The sequence below is a fragment of the Bacillus sp. SLBN-46 genome (assembly GCF_031453555.1).
Taxonomy (GTDB): Bacteria; Bacillota; Bacilli; order Bacillales; family Cytobacillaceae; genus Neobacillus.
In genome coordinates, this window is sequence record NZ_JAVIZM010000001.1 from 999536 (window position 1) to 1023156 (window position 23621).

Consider the following 23621-nt stretch of genomic DNA (forward strand, 5'->3'; position numbering starts at 1 on the left):
TTGGACCGGGATAACCTTCCCATTTATGAACAAAGACAAAACTTTTCGGGGACAGTCCCCCAGCGCTTTAGCGCAACGGGGGACTGTCCCCGAACTGCACCCAACGTTATAATGAAGAAAAATGCTACTGAAACGGAGCGGGCCCATATGAGGAAAATTTTAGTCGTGGATGACGATAAACATATACTTGATTTGGTTAGCATTCATGTAACCCAGTCGGGATATCAGGTGCTTAAGGCAGAGAATGGCATCCAAGCCCTTGGAATATTGGAAAACGAGCTGCCGGACTTGGCCATCGTGGATGTGATGATGCCGGGGTTGAACGGCTATGAACTGACGAAAAAAATAAGAAATGACCGCGACATCCCGGTCCTATTACTGACAGCCAAAGGGGAACTAGAAGATAAGGAAAAGGGGTTCCTGGCTGGGTCAGACGATTATATCGTCAAACCTTTCGAACCCAAGGAATTGCTATACCGTATCGCCGCCATCCTACGACGATACGATAAACCGACAGACACCATGCTGCAAGTGGGATCCATCCTGATCAACCGGAAACGATTCGAAGTCACCGCAGGCGCAAGCACCTTACTGCTCCCGCTGAAGGAATTCGAATTGCTCTCCCTACTTGCCTCTAAGCCCAACCAAGTCTTTGAGCGGGCCACCATAATGGAGAAGATTTGGGGCTACGACTATGAGGGAGACGAACAAACACTTACCACCCATATCAAGCGAATCCGCGAGCGCCTCGCGAAAATCTCAAACGACGTTGAAATCCTCACCGTCCGTGGAGTGGGCTATAAACTAGAGGTGCATCACTCATGAAATCGTTATATGGAAAATTTGCTCTAACAACCATCCTTATCATGCTGTTCAGCACAATCTGCGGGTTTTTACTCACAAACACCTATTACCAAAACGTGATGAAAGAGCGGAATGATAAGAAAAATGTGGAAATCGCTAAATCCATTGCCGCTCACATCGAGGCCTCTCCACAGCTCCCTTTATCCAATTACCTATCGACGGTGGGAAAAATCGGCTACCAGCTTTATGTCGTCGATGAATCGGGCAAGGGCCACTTTTACGGCGGGAAGTATCGAGTACAAGATTTACAAGCCTCCTCTGTGAAAAAGGTACTCGACGGCTACATCTATCATGGGATGCGCCAATTTCCTCGTCAGACATTTGTGACTGGTTTTTTTGCCAACGAATTGTCAAACACAATCGGCGTTCCGTTTAGCTATGAAAACAAGCGCTATGCACTCTTTGTCAGACCGGATATCAAGCTATTATTTAGCGAGGTCCATACCCTTTTAGGTGGTCTCATCGTAGGAACTGCTTTTTTAAGCCTATTGCTGATGCTAGTCGTGGCCAAGCTTTTGATTGTGCCCATCACACAATTAACGGAGGCAACCAAACGGATTGCCAATGAAAACTATGATACCCAGCTGAACATAGACCGCCGAGATGAAATCGGTCAGCTGGCAGCGAGTTTTCATACGATGGTCGGTCAGCTTCAGGAAAATGATCAGATTCGCAAGGAGTTCATCAGCAATGTGTCCCATGATTTTCAATCACCGCTACTGAATATTCAAGGCTATGCTGGCTTATTGAAATCAACCGATTTAACAGAAGAGGACCGTGAGAACTATGCTGAAATCATCCAATCAGAAACCAAGCGGTTATCGAAGCTCACCCGTCAGCTTTTACTATTAACTACACTCGATCAATCAACAAGAATGGTGAAGTATCAAGAATTTCAGTTGGATGAACAGTTAAAGGCCTGTGTGAATAAATATCGCTGGTGGCTGGAGGAAAAGCAAATTAACTTACTGATGGAAATCGAGCCGACGACCTATAATGGCGACGCCGCGTTATTAGAAAATGTCTGGGATAATCTTTTTGACCAATGCGATTAAATATAACCGTCCGGAAGGCGAAATCCACATTCGACTCCTAGCAAAAGAAACGGGACTAGAAGTGACCGTGAGCGACAATGGAATAGGTCTAACAGAAGAAGAAAAAGCACAGCTTTTCGAACGTTTTTACCGGGCTGACAAATCACGTTCAGAGGAGGGAACCGGTCTCGGATTATCGATTGTGAAACAAATTATCGAGCTCCATAAAGGAGAAATCCACGTCACCAGTACGCCGAACGAAGGGACCATTTTTACCATCAAGCTTCCCTATTTGTAACGTAAAGTTCATATAGAGTTCATGTTAACCAATTACTATAGTCACCGTAGAAATAAAAACTATGGGGGTTAACATGATGGAAAATAAGTGGAGTATTCGACTCATTCGCCTTGCGGCTATCTTTGGTTTGTTAGGAGCCATCATCGGTTCAGACATGGCCGGTTCAGGGAATTATCAAATACGCCCGGTTCACGCACATATTTTAGTGGTCGGTTGGTTATCGATTTTTGTATGGGGATTGTTTTACCGGGTGTTTAAAATCAAGTCATCCAAACTAGTAGCCGCACATGGCTGGACGGCGGGAATCGGTGCCGTTGGATTAACAGCCGGGATGTGGCTTCATCTAGTCAGGCCGTTTGAAGTCAGCGACACATTTGCATTAATTTTTTACATTGTAGGCGGCACCATTTTATTAATTAGTTTCGTCTTATTCATCATCGTCACGTTCATGATCGAGCCGATCAAGGGTGGGCAAGCATCATGAGACTTTTAAAAGAGAAAAAACGATGGTTGCTGATTTTGCTGGCCTGGCTTGTTGCAGCTGCAGCGCTTTCCCTGTTTGCAACAAGTGCTAAGGAGCAAACCTCGCCTAATAAAAACGCTGGCTTACCAGAAACGTCCTCAAGCATTCAAGCAGAAAAAGCGTTGAAACAATATTTCCCTTCTTCTGAAGGGGTTCCGTTGTTTGTTGTGGTATATGACAAAAAGGGTTTGAAAGAGCCTGATGTGGAAAAAGCAATCACTGTTATTGAAAAAGTGGTGGGTGAGGCGGAGCAGGATTTGACCATAATCCCGTTATCAAAGATGCCAACACAAGCACGCACTTCCTTCTTTTCAAAGGATCAAACCACGTTCTTTTTACCGGTCATATTTCCAAGTGGGCTGGAAAACAAAGTGGTGAAAACAACGATGGATGGGCTGAAAAAAGAAGTGGCAAACGGGCTGCCGCCGAATCTAGACACTTATTTCACGGGCCCTGCCGGCATCGTGGCAGATACGTATGAAATGTTTTCAAAAGCAGATGTGGTATTAATCCTGGCAACAGTGGGGTTGATTTTTCTCTTGTTAATCGTCATTTACCGCTCGCCCTTATTGGCCTTGATTCCGTTGATTGGTGCAGGTATCTCATATTCAGTCGTCGATCGCTTGCTTGGCTTGATGGGGAAGTATGAGTGGTTTGCCATCGACAGTCAGGCTTTATCGATTATGATGATTTTATTGTTTGCGGTGATTACCGACTATTCGCTCTTGTTATTTGCCCGTTTCCGAGAGGAATTGGAAAAAGGCTTGCCTGTCAATGATGCCATGAAAACAGCCGTACGCTTCGTAAAAGAACCCATCCTATTCAGTGGCGGAACGGTGTTTCTAAGTATGCTGACCTTGTTTTTTGCCGTGTACGAACCGTATCGTGGGTTTGCACCGGTATTCGCTGTCGCTGTAGCATTGATGATTCTTTCGGGTGTAACGTTACTACCTGCACTTTTTGCCATTGCAGGGGAAAAAGCGTTTTGGCCTGCTAATCCACGAAAACATGCGGTGGTGGTAAAGCGAACCGGGAAAGAGGGATTTTGGCATAGAATAGGCCGCTTCGTTACAGCCAAACCGTGGCTTTCATTGGTTCCGATTGTGTTGGTGCTGGTGTTATGTACTTCGATGATTAGACAGGTTCAGTACTCCTTCAACCTGCTGGATTCATTTCCGCAGGAGATGTCCTCTATTCAAGGCTTTGCTCGATTAAATGATGCCTTTTCTGCCGGTGAGATTGCCCCAAGTACGGTGATTGTGAAGGCTAAAGGAGAGGTGTCCCAGGAGCAAATTCAACATTTGGTAGCGGAATTCAATCGTCGGGCCTCTGTTTCCAAAGCGGAAGTTCAAGGGAATCCCTATGCGGAGCATCAACGGAATGTGGTGAAAGTCAATCTCGTGTTGAAACATAACCCGTATTCGGAGAAGGCTTTTGACGATATCGAGAGACTTCGAGAGGACTCTGCTCCTCTATTAAAAGCTAGTCAAATTCAGGATGCAAAGTTATTGATTGCAGGAGAAACGGCTCAAAACGCCGATATCCGTCAGGCCAGTCATGGGGATGAGATTCGGATTCTCTTGATTATGACGATATTGATCATGGTGATGCTTGGTATTCAAACTCGCTCCTTCTTCGCACCTATCTATATAATGGCTACCGTTCTTTTGTCCTTTGGAGCAGCGTTAGGATTGAGTATCTTTGTTTTCCAAGACCTACTTGGCTATCCAGGCATTAGCTACCGTACGCCTCTGTATACATTTGTGTTTTTAGTAGCATTGGGGGTGGATTACTCCATCATGCTCATCTCCCGTATTCGTGAAGAGAGAAAGGTGTTGCCGATTAAGGCCGCGGTTCGTGAGGGTGTGGGTAAAACAGGAGGCGTCATTTCCTCAGCAGGTCTCATCCTGGCTGCCACCTTCGCCGTCTTAATCACGCAACCCGTCATGGAGCTTCGCGTTTTTGGCTTTGCCGTAGCAATAGGCGTCCTCCTCGACACCTTCATTGTAAGGCCTATTGCAATACCGGCATTAATGGTGATAACCACTAAAGAGGGGGCAATCAAAAAGGGGACAGTCCCCCAGCGCTTTAGCGCGCCGGGGGACTGACCCCTCTCTTTTTGTTTGAAGTTGAACGCTAGAAAGGATATAGTGAAAGTTAGTAAATTGGTAAGGATGGAGAGGTCATGGTCAAACGAAGATGGGGTCTTTTTGTAGCTTTATTTTTTGTCATTCTGCTAGTTTTTGCTTTTGTTAATGCAGGAAAGTTTCTAGTTGTTGACGAAAAAATTCAAAAGTCAGATGCGATAATTGTGTTAAGTGGAGACAAAGGGGAACGAGTGGAAAAGGCAGCTGAGCTGTATCATCAGGGCTATGGAAAATACTTTGTGATTTCTGGTGGGATCACCTATAACGATGTTACCGCTGCACAACTAATGAAGGATCATGCCCTTCAGCTAGGGGTACCAGAAAAGGCGATTGTCCTTGAGGACCGTGCCGACAGTACCTATGAAAATGCGGAATTTACCAGGCAGATCATTAAGTCCTATCCCATTCACTCTGCCATTGTTGTTTCATCCGATTTTCATATGAAACGCGTCAAAATGATTTTTGACCGTGACTTTAAAGCTAGCAAGATCAAGCTTTATTACGCTAGCGCAAAGGACCCTCACTTTGATGAAACGCGCTGGTGGAGGAACAATAAGAGTATCATGATCACAATTACCGAATATTTAAAGATGACTGGATATGCAGTGGGGAAGAATTATTAGGATACAACATTCATTTAACTTAAGGAGGAACTAACATGGTCTGGAAAGTAAAAAACTCCACCGCAGCAAAAGTGGACAGGTTTGGGATTGCGATTGATCAGGTGGTATTGCCAAACGGCGAAGAAAAGACTTTTTCCTATTTGGATTTTGCAAAAGGAGTCTGCGTGCTTCCTATCACGGAAAACAAAGAAGTCATCTGCCTAAAACAATACCGCCATTCCATTAAAAGCTGGGAATGGGAGCTTCCGGCAGGGATGATTGACCCCACCGACCCAACTCCAATCGATAGTGCCAAAAAAGAACTTGAAGAAGAAACAGGCTTTATAGCAGAGCATTGGTTGGATCTAGGCAGCTTTTATCCGTCTCCGGGTTCGACAACAGAGGAAATCTTCTTGTTTGCCGCAGCCGGCCTGACTCCTTCTGTCCAAAATTTAGAAAGCAGCGAACAAATTGAGCTGCACTATTTATCAATGGAAGATTTAAAGGAATTGATAAGCCAAGGTGAATTCAAGCATGGTGCGGGATTGGCCGCTGTCCTAAGATACAAGTTTCTGACTGATTGATTAATTCATATTCGTTTCAAACAAAAAGGAGTGCTTCAAAGCCTCCTTTTTTTGCTATCTATTTACTTTACATCCAGGTAACGGTCATACAGCTCAAGACATTCGAGCAACTCTGATTTATACACCATCAACGCTTTTCTCACAATCGCACTATGGCTACTGTTTGTAAGCTCCTCGTTACATTCGTCCAGATCCTTCTTCTTCATCACTGAAAGCTCACTAAACATAAAATGAAGATTCTCCACCTATTCCACTCTCCCCAACATATCAAGCTTCTAATCTAACGTTCTCCTATAAAGAGTATTGCCGAAAATACCAATAAACATACTTGGGGACAGTCCCCCAGCGCTTTAGTGCAGTGGGGGACTGTCCCCAAGGTTTATTCTATTAACGATCCACTACTGTTAAAGTTATATGTGACCCCATTGATTTCTCGTTCGCCGGTGGCCATTTTTCCTTTTTCGTCGAGGTAGTACCAACGGCTGCTTGAACGGGTCCAGCCTACTTGCATCGCTCCGTGTGTATCGAAGAAATACCAGTTATCTGCCACCTTATACCATCCTGTTATCATGGAGCCGGTCACTTCGTTGAGATAATACCATTTGCCTTTATCCTGAAGCCAGCCGGTTCGACGTTCGTTATTTTCATAAAAGTACCACATGGAATTTTCCTTGATCCAACCTCTTTTTGGTGCTTCCCCGACAGCTCGAACATCATTTACAAACTCGTTCCATGTCACGCCATGAGAGGTGAGATAGGCCAGCGGGTCCATGTGGTCTGTACCGCCGAGATTTTTAGATACCCATGCGTGGGAAACCAAAGTTTGACCATCAATCGGCTTTAAATTCCGTTCTCTTAAAAGATGGGCGATGAGCCAGCAATAGCGACGATAGGAGTCTATAAACTTAGCATGGTCGCTTGTCTCACACAATTCCACATGAACATAACGAGCATTGCCTTTACCAGCGCCCCACGCTCTATAATCTGTACTTGCTGTTTGTACGATTGAATCCCAGTCGACAAAGAAGTGAACAAAGGCATTTCGATTGTCCCATTCTCTATGAAAATAAACGGACTCTGCTTCTGCTGTCGCTTCCGGTGTTGCTGTTGAATGAGCCACTACACCTTCATATGCCCCCACTCCGTTGCGGTACGGATCTCTTGGTAAGCCAGGGATTAAATCTTTTTTAATTGGATAGTCCATATGCTTACTCTCCTTTACATTAATTAACCCACTGCATTTGTCGGTTGTAAGTGTTAATCATCATTATTTATAGTATTCAAAAGATCTTGATGCGTTCACTCCAGCTGTGCCCTCATTTTCTTTAACGTGCTTACTTTCCACTGTCAAACCGCTGAGATCGTCACCTTTTCCTTTTCGGCGATTTCCCTATTGATAGATCGTCAATCTAACATTTTATCGAATGCAGCAAATTCATTTTAATATAAAAAACACCCAACGCCGGAGAGCGAAGGGTGGTGCGCGACCGTTGCCTGTTTGATCATGCCTTCATGCGATCGGGGAGATTCTGTATCGATTGGACCACCATATCCAGCTTCGACTCAATCCGATAAAGCAGATACAAGGTGACAACTATGGGGAACCCCACCTCACTGATGAGCGGAATGATTTGTTCCACGAGATCTCACTCCTTTCTGGGGACAGTCCCTCAGCGCTTTAGTGCAGTGGGGGACAGTCCCTCATTCTAGCATTAAACTAGCTCGTAATCTGTTACATTACGCTCGACGATTCTTGCTCCTTTGACGTCAGCAAGCTTTCCGCTATTAGTGGAAAATACGTCGGCTGCGATGATCTGTGCCATCGATAGCTTCACGACTTCTTCATCGACCGGCTCTTTTGGATTCTCAACCGAAATACGTGCGGTCTTTCCAAGCTCCGTACCGAATTCTAACTCCAATGTTTTTGCCATTCTATTCACCTCCATTCAATAGTTTCATAAGGATTACTACGCAATAATGTTAGTGTTGTCATTGCGCTCTACTTTGTTCAGCGTATCATTACATAACACACTGATTGCTTGTGCAGCCTGAAACAACTGGTCAGTGGTTGCTCCGCTTTTCACGTTGCTAAACGTTTTTGCACGGAGGATTGGATTTCCTTCCTCATCCACCCCGGTTTCAAACACCATTCGAAGCTTTGTACCTTCTAATAACGCTTGTGCCATCTCGCTCACCTCCTTTCACCTTCTATATAGTGATTAAGAGGGGAAAGAGACAGGCTCGAGATAAAAAAATTTTGGGGGACAGTCCCCCAGTGCGGTACTGCTTTACTGTGCCGGGGGACTGTCCCCAAACAAAAAAGGCCCCTTTTATCAAAGGGCCTTAACCAAAAACCAACACCTTATTCTCCTTCAGATCCCCAAGAGATCATGTATGTGTCTTCGTCGTTGTTAATGTAGATATAGATGTCGCCTGATTCCACTTCGCCGTTTTGCTTTGCCTGTGCCACTAGATCGTTTATCTGTGCTTCGGTTGCAGGTATGCCTACCGCAAGAGCAAGCTTGTTAAATAATTCACCGTATGCAAGGGCTCCCATAATTAACCCGTCCGGCATAACGAATCCAACCGTTTCTTCGCCGTAAAACAAATCATACGCATCTGATTCTGCGTCATATTCTACTGTTACACCATATGGAGCCGCAATATTAGACACAGATGTAGCCATATTTTCAATCAGTGCCCCGTCTGCACCAATGACTTTGCCTTCAATCGTTGTATTGGTTGCCATGCCTGTGCTATAGAAGAAATACGTTTTTCCATTAATAACGTTCCAACCAAGTAACATTTTTCCGCTAGAAAAATCTAGGAAGTACCACTTGCCGCCAGATTGTAACCAGCCCGTTCTCATGGATCCGTTTGAATTCAAGAAGTACCAGTCTGGACCAATCTTCAACCAGCCCGTTTTCATTGCGCCGGAGTTATCAAGGTAATACCATTTATTTGAAACGTAAACCCAACCTGTTTTCATTGCACCACTTGTAGTGAAATAATACCATTTGTTGTTGACCAGGACCCAGCCCGTTTTCATGATGCCTGATGCATCAAAGTAGTACCATTTACTACCTAGAAGGAGCCAGCCTTTTTGCAATGTCCCGCTTGCATTGTAATAAGTCCAGTAGCTACCTTTTTTTACCCACTGATTTTGGTACTTAGCAACCGTTGTACCACTGGTTGCTGCAAAGGATGAAACAGGAGAAGAAAGTAGCGTTAAACCAGTAACCAAGGCCACAGCCTGTAGTGTCTTTTTCATATATTTGCCCCCTATATATCTAGTACATACTGCTTCATTCTACTATCCTAGTATATTTGTAGTAAATGGTACATTTTGAGGAAAAGAAGGGGGGAGTTGGGAGTAAAAAAGAGGTCTGTTACCCTTTCGAATAAGAAAAATTATTTTTCAAACCCCCTGTAACCAACTACCCGGCAGAATCGTCATAATTATAAAGACCTATTTAGGTGGTGTGAAAATCATGAGGCAATTAGACCACATTGCTTTTAAGCAACAAAGAGCCCAGCAAATTTATCGGGAACAGCTTAATAAGAAGAAAATGGCGCAAAAAGAAAAACGGGACGTCATCTTATTTGTTATTTACATTGGTTTGGGAAGCCTGGCTTTAGCCGCGTATGAGGTTTTATTCCATTAAAAAAGCCCCTGCCTACAAAAATAGACAAGGGCTCAAACCAGTTATCCTACAATTTCCTGAACTCTATTCATAACCGCCGTTTGAATGGAAGACAATTTCATCTGGCTATCCTCTAGTGACGCACCTTTCACCGCAAAGTAGAACTTTGCCTTTGGCTCCGTGCCTGAAGGACGCAGGCAGAACCAAGAGCCATCTGCCAAGTGGTACTTTAAGACATTGGAACGAGGGAGGTCAATCTGGCTTTCTGCGCCATCAGCCACTCGGATAGAAGTAGCATAATCCTCAATTGCCGCAACTTCGATTCCAGCCACTTCACTCATTCTTTCCGCTCTAAATGTCTCCATCAAGCTAGCAATCTGTTCCGCACCATTTTTTCCTTTTAACGTAATGGACTGAAGTGATTCCTGATAGAAACCGTATTTTTCAAAAATAGCTTGAAGGCCTTCGTACAATGTCATGCCTTTAGCTTTATAATAAGCCGCTACCTCTGCTGCGAAAATCGCTGATTGAACGGCGTCCTTATCACGCACGAAATCACCGATCAAATAGCCATAGCTTTCTTCGTAACCGAATAGGAAAGTGTGCTCGCCGCTTTGCTCAAACTCATTGATTTTTTCACCGATGAATTTAAAGCCAGTCAGTGTATCCATCGCTTGAACACCGTAGTGCTCGGCAATCGCACGACCGATTTCAGAAGTAACGATCGTTTTAATCACGACGCCATTTGCAGGCAATGTTCCTTGCGCTTGTTTTTGCGATAACAAATACTCAAGCATTAGGGCACCCAACTGGTTACCGGTTAGAACCGTATATTCACCGGCACTATTTTTCACAGCTACACCTAAACGGTCTGCATCCGGATCTGTTGCCATCAATACGTCCGCACCGATTTCGTCGCCTACTTTAATCGCTAATTCAAAGGCCGCATGCTCCTCCGGATTGGGCGATTTCACGGTTGAGAAGTTGGCATCAGGAAGTTCTTGTTCCGCCACCACTGTTACATTTTCAAAACCGAATGCCTTTAGACCGGCACGAACTGGCTTGTTCCCGGTACCGTGTAATGGAGTAAAAACAACTTTCAATTCCTTTGCCACGCTAGCCACGATTTCAGGGTTCAGCTGAAGTGTTTTTAACTGCTCGACATAGGCATTGTCAATTTCTTCACCCACATAAGTTAGTAATCCGCTTGCAAGCAATTCCTGCTCCTCAGCCACTTCAACAGCTAACTCGTTTTCAACCAGGTTCACATAGCGGATAATCGTATCGGCTGCTTCAGGAGGAAGCTGCCCGCCGTCTTCGCCGTACACTTTAAAGCCGTTATATTCCGGTGGATTATGGCTCGCTGTAACGACAGCACCGGAAAACGCATGTAAGTAACGAACAGCATAAGAAAGGACTGGTGTTGGACGAAGCGCATCAAATACATACGCTTTCACGCCATGCTTTCCAACTGTCTTTGCTACTTCCAACGCAAATTCAGGAGACTTATGACGAGAATCATAAGCAATCACGATCCCGCGTTTCATGGCTTCTTCGCCCTGTTCCACGATATATTGAGCAAGACCTTCTGCAGCTCGACGGATCGTATAGGTATTTAAACGGTTAGTTCCAGGTCCAAGCTCACCGCGCATTCCGCCTGTACCGAATTCAAGGTGTTTATAAAAGCTATCCTCTAACAGACCTGCGTTATCCTTAATTTCTACTAACTTGTCATTTAGATCTTTTTCTAATGCTGAAAAAGAGAACCATTTATCTGCATGTTGTGTCCAATTCAAAAGCCATCTCTCCTTCTTTTTTTTCCTCTTTTAAGAATAAACCCTGTCCGGAATTTGGACAAGGTGTATTTGTGGATTTATCCATTTTTATGGAATGCTGCTGTTGAATCTCTCACTAGCAATTTTGTCGGAAGGAGGATTTCCTGAATCGGCTCATCCCTATGATGGATTCGCCACCAAAGCTGCTCCACCGCTTTTTTACCAAAGTACTTTAAATCAATGTCCATGGTCGTAATTTTTGGCGTGGCAATTTGTGATAACTGGCCGTTATCAAAGTTACAAACCGACACCTCCTCGGGAACCTTGTAGCCTTTTTGCTGTAATAAGGAAGTAATCAGGAAGCCATGGCCATCGTTCACGCAGAACCAGGCACTAGGCTTCGTATCCAACGCTTCAAAATACTGATTTAATTCCCCTAAATCTTCTTGCGCTTTTGTAAAAATGAACTCATGCTTCGGCTCCAACCCGTAATTTCTAAGCGCAAGTAAATACCCATCTAATCGTTCTTGATAGCTCGGTGAAAAATGTACATCACCGACAAAGCCGATCTCTTGATGGCCTAGTTGGATTAAATGTTCAACTGCCGAGAACGCACCGAACCGATTGTTAGTTAAAATTGCATCGGCCTGCAAGCTTGGTTCATGATGGTCAATAAGAACCGTTGGAATGCCGGTTTCGATTACTTTTGCAATATAATCTGTACTAATATGAGATAAAATCAGGATGCCATCGATTTGATGGTTAGAGAGCAGGCTAGGTAAAATTAACTTCTCTTTTGAATCACTATTAATCGATTCAATGAACAAATTCATGCCACGGTCTCTGACTTCTTTTTCCACACTTAAGTAAATTTCTCCAAAGAAGCTGACAAGTGAAAAAGCAAAATCGGAAGCAATCAATGCGATGTTTTTGGGTCCAGTGGTGTGTTCAGATTGCTTCAGCTTACGGCTGCCTGCATATTGATACCCTAATTCATCGGCTACCTTTTGAACCAACTGTCTTGTTTCCTCACTAACCCCTGGTTTCCCCGAAAGAGCTTGAGACACCGAGTTCTTCGATATGTTTAGCCGATCGGCTATATCTTGCATCGATACCTTTCTTTCCATATAACATTCTCCCTTTATATAGTAACTTTACGTTATCTTTAATTTGTCATTCGTTGTAACTTTATTGTAACGTTACAACATTGTTATTGCAATAGAACTTTACGTATTGTGTAAGGTGAATTTTGTGTTGGTTCTGTAAATTTTTCGCGAAATAATGTTTGACATTACAGATTTACAGTGTAATAATGTTCTTGTAACGTTAATTACAACATTACAAGATAAGTAATTTGCTATTTTTGTAATGATGAAATCATTTATAGGAAATGAGGGATTACGGCAAGACTGACCTTCCATGACAAATGATTACATGATCATTGTAAATTTTTTTGCAGAACAATGATAGCGTTATCATACTTTATTTTTCGTAGATTCGTAATCATGTTTTTAACTTCTTCAAATTAAGACAAGATATTAATAATTGGAGGAATTTAGGATGAAAATAAAAAAAGTAGCATCGATCTTATTTGCAGCATCACTTACTGTTTCCGGTCTTGCAGGATGTTCAACAGGAAACAAGGATTCAAAAACAGCAGGTTCAAAAGATGGAGTAACAACGATTGAATTCTGGGCCGCTCCAAACCCAACGCAACAAGTATATTGGAAGGAAGTAGCGGAGGAATTCACAAAAGAAAATCCTAAAATCAAAGTAAATGTTAGTCCGATGAAGGAAAGCCCAACATCTGAAGCAAGCATCCAATCAGCGATCGCTGGTGGAAGTGCTCCAACATTATCTGAAAACATTAACCGTGGGTTCGCGGCACAATTAGCAGATAGTAAAGCGCTTGTTCCACTGGATGAATTAGATGGATGGAAGGAAGTAACTGAAAGCCGTAAGATGGAAAATACAATGAAGGGCTGGGAATTCGCAGACGGCCACCAATATGTATTACCAATCTACTCTAACGCGATGTTATTTGGTTGGAGACTCGATATCTTAAAAGAGCTTGGCTTTAACGAAGCACCAAAAACCTACAGCGAAATGCTAGCTGTTGCTAAGAAATTAAAAGAAAAATATCCTGATAAATATGTTTGGGCAAAAGCGGACTTAGCTGACCCAACGGCTTGGAAGAGATGGTTTGACTTCTTCATGCTTTACGATGCAGCGTCAAACGGTAACAAGTTTGTGGAAGGAACAAAATTCACTGGCGAAGCAAAAGCAGGCGAACAAGTTCTTTCATTAGTTGATGGTCTTCGTAAAGAGAATGCGTTACTTCCGAAGCAAGCAAAAGATCCATTTGAAAGTGGATTAGGAATCTTCACTGACATTGGTCCTTGGACTATTCCATACTGGGCAGACAAATTCCCGGATATGAAGTTTAACGAAACTTATACATTAGCATTACCGCCAGTTCCAGATGATATGGACCCGGCAAACGCGAAAACTTTCGCTGATACAAAAGGTTTAGTTGTATACGCTTCTGCAACGAAAGAACAACAAAAAGCAGCAATGGAATTCATCAAGTGGGTGTATGCTAACCCTGAAAATGATGTGAAATGGCTTGAAAAGACAAGCTTACCACCTGCACGTGATGATTTAACATCTAATGATGCGTTCAAAGCGTTCTTTGATAAAAACCCAGCATTACAACCATATGCAGCCGCTGTTCCAAACGGAATTCCTTCAATGGATAACGCTAAATACAATGATATTCAAACATTAATTGGCCAACAGGCATTCAATCCAGTAGTAAAGGGTGAAAAAGATCCAAAAACTGCATGGAAGGATATGCAGAAGGCTATTGAGGGGGCTCTTAAGTAATGAGCACGAAACAAGGAAGGTTGGGCTGGCTTTTTGCCAGTCCTTATCTTTTATACGCCATTGTTTTCTTTCTAATTCCGCTGGTGTGGTCATTATTTCTTTCTTTTACTGATTGGAACTTAATTGCGCCTACGTTCAGTTTCGTGGGATTGGAAAATTATTCGGAGGCTTTTAAAAGTCCAGGAGTACAATCGGCTTTCTTTGTATCATTTAAATTTATGGCCGTGTTTGTCCCATTGGTGATTGCGTCATCGATTATCGTGGCCTTGATCGTTCAAGGATTACCGAAATTCAAAGGGTTATTTTTAATTGGCTTTTTCCTTCCTTACTTAGCGTCAGGGGTTGTTTCCTCTCTGATTATAAAAGGACTTTTATCGTATAACAGTCCGGTGAATGAATTTTTACGAGGGTCGTTAGGTTTAGATATTGACTGGCTTGGAAGCCCGTTTGCGGCATTGTTTACGGTTGCCGTCATTATCGCTTGGAAATTCACTGGCTACTATGCGCTTATTTTAACATCAGGCTTTGAAAGCATTGATAAGGAAGTATACGAAGCAGCTAGTATCGATGGAGTGACAGGTTGGCAGCGTTTTTGGAAGATTACGTTCCCGCTTCTATACCCGGCATTGTTTACGGTCTTAATTTTATCGATTGGTGTGACGTTCGGTATTTTCACAGAGGTGTACCAGTTAACAGGCGGTGGACCAAACTTTGCAACGAATACATGGCAAATGGAGATTTTCACAAGAGCATTCTCTAATCTTCAGGCAGGATATGCTTCTGCGATAGCAATCATTGCTTCTGTTGTCACGTTTATTTCGATTTTTATCATCCGAAAACTTCTAGAAATGTGGGGGAAACGAAATGGATGGAGCTAAGAAAAAGGGAGTATGGTTTCGCTACCTACTTGCGATCGTTCTCTTACTAGTCATGATTTTTCCATACATTTATATGGTATTGAATTCTTTTGCTGATTGGGATCAAGTTGATAAAAAGCTCATTCCCACACAGTTTAGCTTGAAATCGTATGAGTGGCTTCTTGGCGGAGGAGAAGCGGTCATTCCAAGACCTTGGGTGAGTGCTTTCTTCAACAGTTTTCTCGTGTCAGCCGGTTCGACTTTCTTGATGATGGTCACTGGGGTCATGGTGGCTTATGCATTAGCAAAAATTCCTTTCAAAGGAAGAGACACGATTAACAACGTGATTTTGTTCCAAATGTTTTTCCCGGCGATCATTTTGTTAATCCCAACGTTCTTGGTGATTCAACGAATTGGTATGTATGACTCGTATTGGGGCATGATTTTGCCAAAAGCTCTCAGCTTATGGGCTGTGTTTATGTATACGAACTTCTTCAAGGCGATTCCAGATACGTTTATTGAAGCGGCGAAGTTGGATGGAGCGAGCGAGTTGCAGATTATGTTCAAAATCGTGTTGCCGATGTCGAAGTCGATTACTACGGTTATTTTCTTGTTCTTGTTCATGGAACGTTGGACAGAGCTTTTATGGGATATGTTAGTGGTGAAGAGCGACAGCATGCTGACACTGAATGTGTTGCTATCACAAATGTTTGGTCCATACGGCGGCTATCCAGGCCCGATGTATGCAGCATCCGTATTACTAACACTTCCGATTATTATCATTTTCTTACTGTTTGCGAAAAAGTTCCAAGAAGGAATGCAGTTTACGCTTAAATAATCGTTTGGGCTGGTGAGCTAGGGGCCTGGATTTGTGGCGTTGGCGGAATTCTGTCCCAATCCGGCGGAATAAACGCAGAAGTCGGCGGAATAAATGTTAAAACTGGCGGAATTTCGCTCCAAGTTAGCGGAATAACTAGGAAAACCGGCGGAAATCTGTCCAGTCGGCGGAATACATGCTAAAACTGGCGGAATACCGGCCAAAGTTGGCGGAATAAACGCTGAAACTGGCGGAATACCAGTCCAATTCGGCGGAATAATTCTCAAAACGGGGGTATCCCGCATCACAAAAGCAAATTTAAATTAAAAAACAGGCAAAAATCAGTCGGAAAGTCTTCAAAGGTTAGGAGTCCAATCAAATGGTGAAATGGTGGCAGCAGTCGACTTTTTATGAAATCTATATGCCAAGCTTTAAGGACGGAAATGGCGATGGAATGGGGGATTTCGCCGGTATCATCTCTAAGCTCGACTATTTAAAAGATTTAGGGATTGATGGTTTGTGGCTTACACCCTTTTACCCGTCGCCTAAGGTAGATAATGGCTATGACATTTCTGATTACCAGAGCATCGACCCGGCGTACGGAACGATGGAGGAGTTTGAACTTTTTATAAAAGAAGGTCATAACCGCGGAATTAAAGTCATCGCCGATTTGGTTTTGAACCATACCTCCTCAGCGCATCAATGGTTTCAGGAGTCGAAGTCATCAAAGGACCATCCGAAACGCGATTGGTACATTTGGAGAGACGAACCGAACAACTGGGAATCGTTCTTCGGCGGCACGGCCTGGGAGTACGATGAGACGACCGAGCAATATTACTACCATGCGTTTGCTAAGGAACAGGTCGACTTAAACTGGGCCAATCCAGAAGTGAAAGCGGCCATGTTCGATGTCATGAAGTTCTGGCTTGAAAAAGGGATCGATGGCTTTCGCCTTGATGTCATCAACTTTTTAAAAATAAATGATCAGTTCGTGGACAATCCGTATGATGCCTCGAAGCAGGAACAAGAGCATGTATACGATAAAGACCAGGAAGGAATCCTCGGCATCATTGAGGAGATTGCGGCCTTTGTTCATCAGTATCCGGATAAGTTTCTCGTAGGCGAGGTGGGGTCAGAGGACCTCGACATCCTCAAACAGTATTCGGGCCTTGGAAAATTAGATGTGGTATTTAATTTTAATATTGGAAGTATTGTGGAGTTTGATCCGGCAAAGCTGTATCAGCAGCTTGTGGACACGGAAGCGGCCTACAATGAAACACAGGTGCCGACCTTGTTCTTCGGCAGCCATGATATGTCACGGTTTATTTCTAGGTTCGGCGGTGAGGAGGACCGAGCCAAGCTCGTTGCGACCTTTATGCTTACCGCTCGAGGGGTGCCTTTCATCTATTTCGGTGATGAAATCGGCATGCGCGACTGGATCACCGATGACATCGCGAAAATGAAGGATGTGCAAGGAATCATGGGCTACCAGCTGGCAGTGGAGGCTGGCAAGTCGCATGAGGAAGCGCTCGTCATCGCGAATGACAAATCACGTGACAAATCGCGGACACCGATGCAATGGGATGCAGGTGAGTATGTCGGCTTTTCTGAGCAGAAACCATGGATTACCGTTCCGAATGAGGCAGCCAAAGTGACGGTAGAAAGTCAATTGGACGCGCCGGAATCGATGCTTTCTTTTTATAAAAGCTTACTAAAACTGCGCAAGGAACATAGAGCTTTAACCTTAGGAACCTATGAATCTTTACGTTACGAGGATGGATTGATGACGTTCATCAGAAAAGATGAATCAGAACGAATCCTTGTGGCGCTGAACTTTTCGGAAGAGCCGAAAACAGTTGATGGGTCAGCTGGCACCTTGCTGCTATCGAACAAACGAAAGGTTCTTGATGGGAAAACAATTTTGGGCAACGAAGCCATGATTTTAAAGGAGGATCTTGAGTAATGACCGTTTTAACAAAAGGGAATGTCAAAACATGTGAACAGCTGGTGGAGGAGTTTGCGAAAACACCTATGAATCCTGAAAAAATTATCTTTACAGGAGTAGGCGAAAACGATGTGTATAACATTTCGGCGCCGTTTGAGGATGAAGGGGAGCTTGTCATTGCAGGGCGCGTTGAGTCACGTGACAGCGAGCACTCGAATGTGCATTTTTTCGTTGAGCGAGAAGGGCAGTGGGTACCGCGTGAAGGCGCACCTGTCTTGGAATTACAGGATCCTTTTTTTACAAAAATTGCAGGGGAACTCGTCTTGGGCGGCGTTCAAATTTTTCCGCACCCCATCAATAAAGGCGCCCTCGGCTGGAGAACCGTTTTTTACAAAGGCGCCAACATTGCAAGCCTGAAGGAATTCGCTAAAGGACCAGACGGCATGAAGGACCTTCGCTTAATCGAGTTAAAGGACGGAAGCATCGGTGTATTGACGAGACCTCAAGGAGAAAAGGGCGGCCGTGGAAAAATTGGCTGGACACGCATTGCATCCTTAGATGAGCTTACCATTGATGTGGTGGAGCAGGCGCCTTTATTAGAAGGCCAGTTTATCAACGAACAGTGGGGCGGAGCGAACGAACCGCATCTTCTTGCCAACGGACTTGTCGGTGTGTTAGGACACATTGCTTCTTTTGATGAAGAAGGAAATCGTCACTACTATCCCATGGTGTTTGCCTTAAATCCAGAAACAGGTGACATCTCTGATATCGAGTTAATCGCTACAAGAAGTCATTTCCTTCCGGGCCCTGCCAAGCGTCCAGATTTAATCGATGTGGTATTTAGCGGCGGGCTTGTACGAAAAGGTGATGGAACGGCTGATATGTACGCAGGAATCAGCGATGCGGAAGCGCAAAAAATCACGATTATTGATCCGTTTTTACAATACGAAGGTTAAGAGGAGACTAGACAAATGAACGTATATAGATATGAACAGAACCCATTAGTAACTCCGGCAGATGTTACGCCACATCGCGAGGATTTCGAGGTGATCGGTGCGTTTAACGCAGGCGTAACCACTTTTAACGATGAAATTATCATGATGCTTCGTGTGGCCGAGCGCCCGATTAGTCACGACCCAAATATTGTGAAGGCGCCGATTTATAATCCACAAACAAACGAGCTTGAAATTATCGAGTTCCGTTTAGATGACCCGACGTATGATTTTTCTGATCCTCGTGTGATCCGCAGAAGCGGCGATACGCAAGGCTTTGAGTACTTAACGTCTATTGCGTATTTACGTATTGCCCGCAGCAACGATGGCGGTCACCATTTTACGATTGATGAGAAGCCGTTTGTGTATCCATCCAATGAGTTAGAAACGTTTGGAATTGAGGACCCAAGGATTACGAAGATTGACGATACGTATTATATCTATTTCAGTGCGGTTTCACCGGTGGGTGTCGGGGAATCGATGGTGTCCACGAAGGACTTTGTTACGACGGAGCACCACGGGATGATTTTTGCACCGGAAAATAAAGATGTGTTAATTTTTCCTGAAAAAATTAACGGAAAATATTACGCGATTCACCGACCAGTTCCAAAGAGTGTAGGGATGCCGGAGATGTGGATTGCGGAATCTACGAATCTAATACACTGGGGTAATCACAAGCATTTGTTAGGTTTACGTGAAGGTATGTGGGATAGCGCGCGTATGGGCGGAGGAGCGGTTCCATTTAAAACGGAAAAAGGATGGCTTGAGCTTTATCATGGTGCGACAACGGATCATCGCTATTGCATGGGGGCCGTGTTGCTAGATTTAGAGGATCCAACAAAGGTGATTGCACGCTCTGATCAGCCGATTCTGGAGCCGGAAGCAGAGTATGAGGTTGAAGGATTCTTTGGAAACGTTGTTTTCTCTTGCGGTGCGGTTGTGGAAGGCGACGTGGTTAAGATGTTCTATGGTGTGGCTGATACGTCTATGGCTTGTGCAGAACTAAGTGTACAAGAGATCTTAGATTCATTGACCTATATAAAGTAGTTGTTAATAGTGCCAAAATTGTGTTCACGCGATTTTGGCCTTTCGTTTGTTTTTTACCAATAGGAGCTTATAACAAGGCAGGTGACGTTTCGATGAAACTGAATGACAATTGGAAGATGAAGCATTTTGATGTGGGGGCTGCTCGTGACCTGGAGGTCGCTTCGCCTGAGTATATTGATTATTTTTGGATGACAACGGCGGTGCCGGGCGATGTCCATTCTACCTTAATCGAACGGAAATTGATCGACGATCCCTTTTACGGGCACAACGACCTGAAATGTCAGTGGGTCGAGGAAAAGGTGTGGTGGTACCGGTCGACGTTTGATTTTCATGACGAGATACAACAAGGCGACCGCTATGAGCTCATTTTCGAAGGCCTCGATACGTTCGCAACAGTGTATCTAAACGGAGTGGAGATCGGTTCAACGGAGAATATGTTTATCAGCCACACCTTTGAAGTAGCACGCGAGCTGAAACAAGGGAAAAACGTGCTGGCGGTTCGGTTTGATCCTGTCACAGTGCATGTCAAAGATAAGGTGCAATATTACTGGTCCGGTTTTAGCAAAAAAAGAATTTGGACGCGGAAAGCCCAAAGTCATTATGGCTGGGATTGGGGCCCACGGTTGGTTGCTGCTGGGATTTGGAAGGATGTTCGTTTAGAAAAACGTTCTACAGCAAAAATTGATCACTTGTTTGCGAGAACCACATCGGTTGATGCTGACAAAGCTACCGTTGAAGTGGATGTGGACATTACCTCGTACACACGGGAAAAAGAATTCGAGGTCCTCATCAGTCTAAACGACGGCGAGGAACCAATCACCACCTCGAAGGTGAAAGTTGACCGGAAAAAAGCAACGGCTATCCTGGAGGTTGATGAACCTAAACTATGGTGGACGCATGATATCGGAACGCCATATCTGTACCAGTTGAAGGTCGAGTTGCTAGCCGATGGAACGAAAATCGAGGAAAAAGAAGAAGCCCTCGGTATCCGAACGATCGAAGTCAGACGAAGAGACGAGAATGGTGATCCAAGCTTTACCTTCGTCCTAAACGGCGAAAAGATTTTTGCCAAGGGGGCCAACTGGATTCCGATTGATAGTTTCATAGGAGCGGTGCCTGACACCCGCTATAAGCAACTGATTAAGATGTCGAAGAACGCGAACATGAATATGCTCCGCGTGTGGGGGGGCGGCATCTATGAAAAAGAGGTGTTCTATGAAGAGTGCAACCGCCTGGGAATCCTAGTGTGGCAGGACTTCATGTTCTCCTGTGCACTCTATCCGGATTACAACAAAAACTTCATGGCCAATGTTCGTGAAGAAATTAGTCATGTGGTTAAACGTCTGCGCAATCACCCGTGCCTGGCGATTTGGTGCGGCAACAACGAAAATGATTGGTTATATGAAGCATTAAAGTCTTCCGGCGAGATTACGCATCCTTATTACGGCGAGAAAATCTACCATGAGTTAATGCCGGAATTACTAGAGGAACTCGACCCAACCCGGCTGTTTTGGCCAAGCTCCCCGTTTGGCGGGAATGACCATAACTCCAGGGAAGAGGGCGACACGCATAATTGGCAGGTGTGGCACGGGAATATCGAACCGCGGGTGTTCGGTGAACCGCAGCGTGTTAATTATAGTATCGATGGCCTTTCTTTTAAAAATTTCAAAACGGACACAACGCTGTTTGCCAGCGAATTTGGCATGCATGCTTCGTCTAACCGCTACACATTAGAACGGAATATCCCAAAGGAACAATTTTTCTGGGGAAGCGAAGAAATGGCGTACAGGAACAAAGATATTCACCATCCTAAAGGAATATTGTTAATGGAAGGGTATACTGGTGCTCCGAAGGACCTTGATGAATATATTTCCTATTCGATGCTTACGCAGGCGGAAGGTTTAAAGTTTGGGATTGAGCATTATCGCCGCAACAAGCCGCATACAAGCGGTGCATTGTTCTGGCAGCTGAACGATTGCTGGCCGGGGACGAGCTGGTCGGTGATCGATTATTATTTATTGCCGAAGGCGTCCTATCACTATGCGCGGAAATTCTTCAGCCCGATTCTTTTGACGCTCGATCAAACGCCAGGGGAAGATATCAAGGTGTGGGTCGTGAATGACAAGTTAGAAGCCTATCAGGATGAAATTGAGCTCGCGGTGTACGATTTTAGCGGGGAAAAGGTGTTTGCTAAGGAATGGCAAGTCAGTGTGGAAGCCAATGCGGCGATACAGATTGCGACCGTCCTTGAACGAGAAGCGCTCGGTGGATTAGAGCCGGAGGAGGCCGTGATGGTTATCCGTTGGAAAAATCAACGAGCTGGTGAGAACTTCTATTATTTCCGCGATCAAAAGAATTTGCGATTCGAAGAGGCTGAATTGACGGTTTCAGTCAATAAGAAGACGAACGAGTTGACTGTCTCTACGAATTCACTTGCACGGATGGTCACGATTGAACTCGACCAGGAGCAGCTAGTAATGGAGGATAATTTCTTTGACCTACTCACAAATGAGACTCGTGTTATTGGAATTGAGCAGGCGCAGGGAAAAGAAATTCCTTGGGAGACTTTACGAGTAAAAGCGATCAATAGCAAGAAAGGATGAGTCAAATGAAGGCAGCCGTTTTGCAGGGTACAAAGCAGTTAGAAGTGGTAGAGTGGGAGAATCCAAGACCACTAGCCCATGAGGTGGTTGTGAAAGTGAAAAGCTGTGGGATTTGCGGCACGGACCAGCATATCTACCATGGACATCCAGGCTCTGCCGAGGTTCATCCGCCGATCGTGCTTGGACATGAGTTAGCGGGAGAAGTGGTGGAAGTAGGTTCGGAGGTTACGAGTTTACAAGCAGGCGACCGTGTGTCGATTGATCCGAACATTTACTGTGGAACCTGTGAGTACTGCCGCAGCAATCGTGCGCATCTTTGCCAACAACTTCAGGCAGTTGGTGTCACAAGAGATGGTGGCATGGCCGAATATTGTACGGTGCCAAGCGCGAACGGCTATAAGATACCGGATGAAATGACGTTTGAAGAAGCTGCCTTGGTGGAGCCGTTAGGCTGTGTGTTGCATGGCTTTAGAAAAATAACCCTGACACCGCTTAGCAGGGTATTGATTATCGGCGGCGGATTTATTGGCCAGTTGTTTTTGCAATTGGTGAAGCAACAGCATGTTCAATCGATTGTTGTCAGTGAGCCGGCTGATAATAAAAGAGAGCTTCTGTATCAGCTGGGAGCGGATGACGTCGTTCAACCTATGGATGCTGCGAAGCTTGAAGCAGATGTCGTGATTGAATGTGTCGGCCGACCAGAAAGCATGGAGCTTGCCGTGAAATCAGCGGCCAAAGGCGGGCAGGTGCTACTTTTCGGAGTGGCTGCACCAGACACCGTGATTTCTGTGTCGCCGTTTGAGATTTTTTCAAAAGAACTAACAATCAAAGGGTCGTTTATTAACCCTTATACACATGAGGAAGCGATTAGGTTGATTGCGAAAAAGGTAGTTGATGTGGGCTCGCTCATCTCGCACCGTTTTACTAAAGAGGAACTGCCGGTAGCAATGGCGGAGTATCCTTCACTCGGAGTGTCTAAAGGGATTATTACACATTAAAGCGA

Annotated in this window: 24 protein-coding genes; 16 read left to right on the forward strand and 8 right to left on the reverse strand. The window is 44.5% G+C overall.

The annotated features are described in order from the left end of the window. Window positions 1-111 precede the first annotated feature (111 nt). The 7 genes from QFZ87_RS05200 (at window position 112) to QFZ87_RS05230 (ending at window position 6052) form a co-directional block, all read left to right on the forward strand. Complete coding sequence (locus QFZ87_RS05200; protein WP_309858644.1) at window positions 112-825, forward strand: response regulator transcription factor; 714 nt, start codon at window positions 112-114, stop codon at window positions 823-825. Further along, window positions 822-1919: a histidine kinase dimerization/phospho-acceptor domain-containing protein gene (locus tag QFZ87_RS05205; RefSeq protein WP_309858647.1), complete on the forward strand. Its 1098-nt coding sequence runs from the start codon at window positions 822-824 to the stop codon at window positions 1917-1919. The genes QFZ87_RS05200 and QFZ87_RS05205 overlap by 4 nt, the downstream gene beginning before the upstream one ends. Next, a complete protein-coding gene (locus QFZ87_RS05210) occupies window positions 1903-2196 on the forward strand; it encodes a sensor histidine kinase (RefSeq protein ID WP_309858648.1) in 294 nt (97 codons plus the stop codon). The genes QFZ87_RS05205 and QFZ87_RS05210 overlap by 17 nt, the downstream gene beginning before the upstream one ends. A 76-nt stretch (window positions 2197-2272) precedes the next feature. Continuing rightward, on the forward strand, window positions 2273-2680 hold the full coding sequence (locus QFZ87_RS05215; protein ID WP_309867651.1) for a hypothetical protein: 408 nt from the start codon (window positions 2273-2275) through the stop codon (window positions 2678-2680). Continuing rightward, on the forward strand, window positions 2677-4827 hold the full coding sequence (locus QFZ87_RS05220) for an MMPL family transporter (protein ID WP_309858649.1): 2151 nt from the start codon (window positions 2677-2679) through the stop codon (window positions 4825-4827). The genes QFZ87_RS05215 and QFZ87_RS05220 overlap by 4 nt, the downstream gene beginning before the upstream one ends. 77 nt (window positions 4828-4904) lie before the next feature. Next, window positions 4905-5489 carry a YdcF family protein gene (locus tag QFZ87_RS05225; RefSeq protein WP_309858651.1) on the forward strand — a complete coding sequence of 195 codons (585 nt, stop codon included), beginning with the start codon at window positions 4905-4907 and terminating at the stop codon, window positions 5487-5489. A gap of 35 nt (window positions 5490-5524) precedes the next feature. Beyond that, the gene (locus tag QFZ87_RS05230) at window positions 5525-6052 is read left to right on the forward strand and encodes an NUDIX hydrolase (protein WP_309858656.1); all 528 of its coding nucleotides are present in this window, start codon (window positions 5525-5527) and stop codon (window positions 6050-6052) included. 62 nt (window positions 6053-6114) lie between these two features. On the opposite strand, the gene QFZ87_RS05235 is transcribed toward QFZ87_RS05230, so the two are convergent. From QFZ87_RS05235 to QFZ87_RS05260, 6 genes are all read right to left on the reverse strand, one after another. Next, window positions 6115-6297 carry a hypothetical protein gene (locus QFZ87_RS05235; protein WP_309858659.1) on the reverse strand — a complete coding sequence of 61 codons (183 nt, stop codon included), beginning with the start codon at window positions 6295-6297 and terminating at the stop codon, window positions 6115-6117. A gap of 134 nt (window positions 6298-6431) precedes the next feature. After that, entirely contained in the window at window positions 6432-7256 is an 825-nt protein-coding gene (locus QFZ87_RS05240; protein ID WP_309858663.1) for a peptidoglycan recognition protein family protein, read from the reverse strand. A 298-nt stretch (window positions 7257-7554) separates the two neighbouring features. Then, the gene (locus tag QFZ87_RS05245; RefSeq protein ID WP_308082283.1) at window positions 7555-7692 is read right to left on the reverse strand and encodes a YvrJ family protein; all 138 of its coding nucleotides are present in this window, start codon (window positions 7690-7692) and stop codon (window positions 7555-7557) included. Window positions 7693-7764: 72 nt separating this feature from the next. Then, entirely contained in the window at window positions 7765-7983 is a 219-nt protein-coding gene (locus QFZ87_RS05250; protein ID WP_309867653.1) for a DUF2922 domain-containing protein, read from the reverse strand. 36 nt (window positions 7984-8019) lie between these two features. Continuing rightward, on the reverse strand, window positions 8020-8238 hold the full coding sequence (locus QFZ87_RS05255; RefSeq protein WP_308082284.1) for a DUF1659 domain-containing protein: 219 nt from the start codon (window positions 8236-8238) through the stop codon (window positions 8020-8022). A 176-nt stretch (window positions 8239-8414) separates the two neighbouring features. Then, on the reverse strand, window positions 8415-9323 hold the full coding sequence (locus tag QFZ87_RS05260; protein WP_309858666.1) for a cell wall-binding repeat-containing protein: 909 nt from the start codon (window positions 9321-9323) through the stop codon (window positions 8415-8417). Window positions 9324-9543: 220 nt separating this feature from the next. Between QFZ87_RS05260 and QFZ87_RS05265 the strand changes: the two genes are divergently transcribed. Then, entirely contained in the window at window positions 9544-9717 is a 174-nt protein-coding gene (locus tag QFZ87_RS05265) for a hypothetical protein (protein ID WP_309858668.1), read from the forward strand. Between the two features lie 41 nt (window positions 9718-9758). On the opposite strand, the gene QFZ87_RS05270 is transcribed toward QFZ87_RS05265, so the two are convergent. Next, window positions 9759-11492, reverse strand: coding sequence for a phospho-sugar mutase (locus QFZ87_RS05270; RefSeq protein ID WP_309858670.1), 1734 nt, complete (start codon window positions 11490-11492; stop codon window positions 9759-9761). A 77-nt stretch (window positions 11493-11569) separates the two neighbouring features. After that, window positions 11570-12598, reverse strand: a complete 1029-nt coding sequence (locus QFZ87_RS05275) for a LacI family DNA-binding transcriptional regulator (protein ID WP_309858673.1) — start codon at window positions 12596-12598, stop codon at window positions 11570-11572. 433 nt (window positions 12599-13031) lie between these two features. Here QFZ87_RS05275 and QFZ87_RS05280 point away from each other — a divergent pair, with 433 nt between their 5' ends. From QFZ87_RS05280 to QFZ87_RS05315, 8 genes are all read left to right on the forward strand, one after another. After that, a complete protein-coding gene (locus tag QFZ87_RS05280; protein WP_309858677.1) occupies window positions 13032-14357 on the forward strand; it encodes an extracellular solute-binding protein in 1326 nt (441 codons plus the stop codon). Continuing rightward, complete coding sequence (locus QFZ87_RS05285) at window positions 14357-15235, forward strand: carbohydrate ABC transporter permease (RefSeq protein WP_309858681.1); 879 nt, start codon at window positions 14357-14359, stop codon at window positions 15233-15235. The genes QFZ87_RS05280 and QFZ87_RS05285 overlap by 1 nt, the downstream gene beginning before the upstream one ends. After that, entirely contained in the window at window positions 15222-16052 is an 831-nt protein-coding gene (locus QFZ87_RS05290) for a carbohydrate ABC transporter permease (RefSeq protein WP_309858685.1), read from the forward strand. The genes QFZ87_RS05285 and QFZ87_RS05290 overlap by 14 nt, the downstream gene beginning before the upstream one ends. Before the next feature lie 358 nt (window positions 16053-16410). Next, window positions 16411-17994: an alpha-glucosidase gene (locus tag QFZ87_RS05295; protein ID WP_309858688.1), complete on the forward strand. Its 1584-nt coding sequence runs from the start codon at window positions 16411-16413 to the stop codon at window positions 17992-17994. Further along, entirely contained in the window at window positions 17994-18932 is a 939-nt protein-coding gene (locus QFZ87_RS05300; protein ID WP_309858690.1) for an MTP-1 family protein, read from the forward strand. The genes QFZ87_RS05295 and QFZ87_RS05300 overlap by 1 nt, the downstream gene beginning before the upstream one ends. A gap of 15 nt (window positions 18933-18947) precedes the next feature. After that, window positions 18948-20015, forward strand: coding sequence for a BtaManbiosPhlase (locus QFZ87_RS05305; protein WP_309858693.1), 1068 nt, complete (start codon window positions 18948-18950; stop codon window positions 20013-20015). Window positions 20016-20107: 92 nt separating this feature from the next. Further along, window positions 20108-22618 carry a beta-mannosidase gene (locus QFZ87_RS05310; RefSeq protein WP_309858696.1) on the forward strand — a complete coding sequence of 837 codons (2511 nt, stop codon included), beginning with the start codon at window positions 20108-20110 and terminating at the stop codon, window positions 22616-22618. After that, window positions 22615-23616 carry a zinc-dependent alcohol dehydrogenase family protein gene (locus tag QFZ87_RS05315; RefSeq protein WP_309858699.1) on the forward strand — a complete coding sequence of 334 codons (1002 nt, stop codon included), beginning with the start codon at window positions 22615-22617 and terminating at the stop codon, window positions 23614-23616. The genes QFZ87_RS05310 and QFZ87_RS05315 overlap by 4 nt, the downstream gene beginning before the upstream one ends. Window positions 23617-23621: the final 5 nt, after the last annotated feature.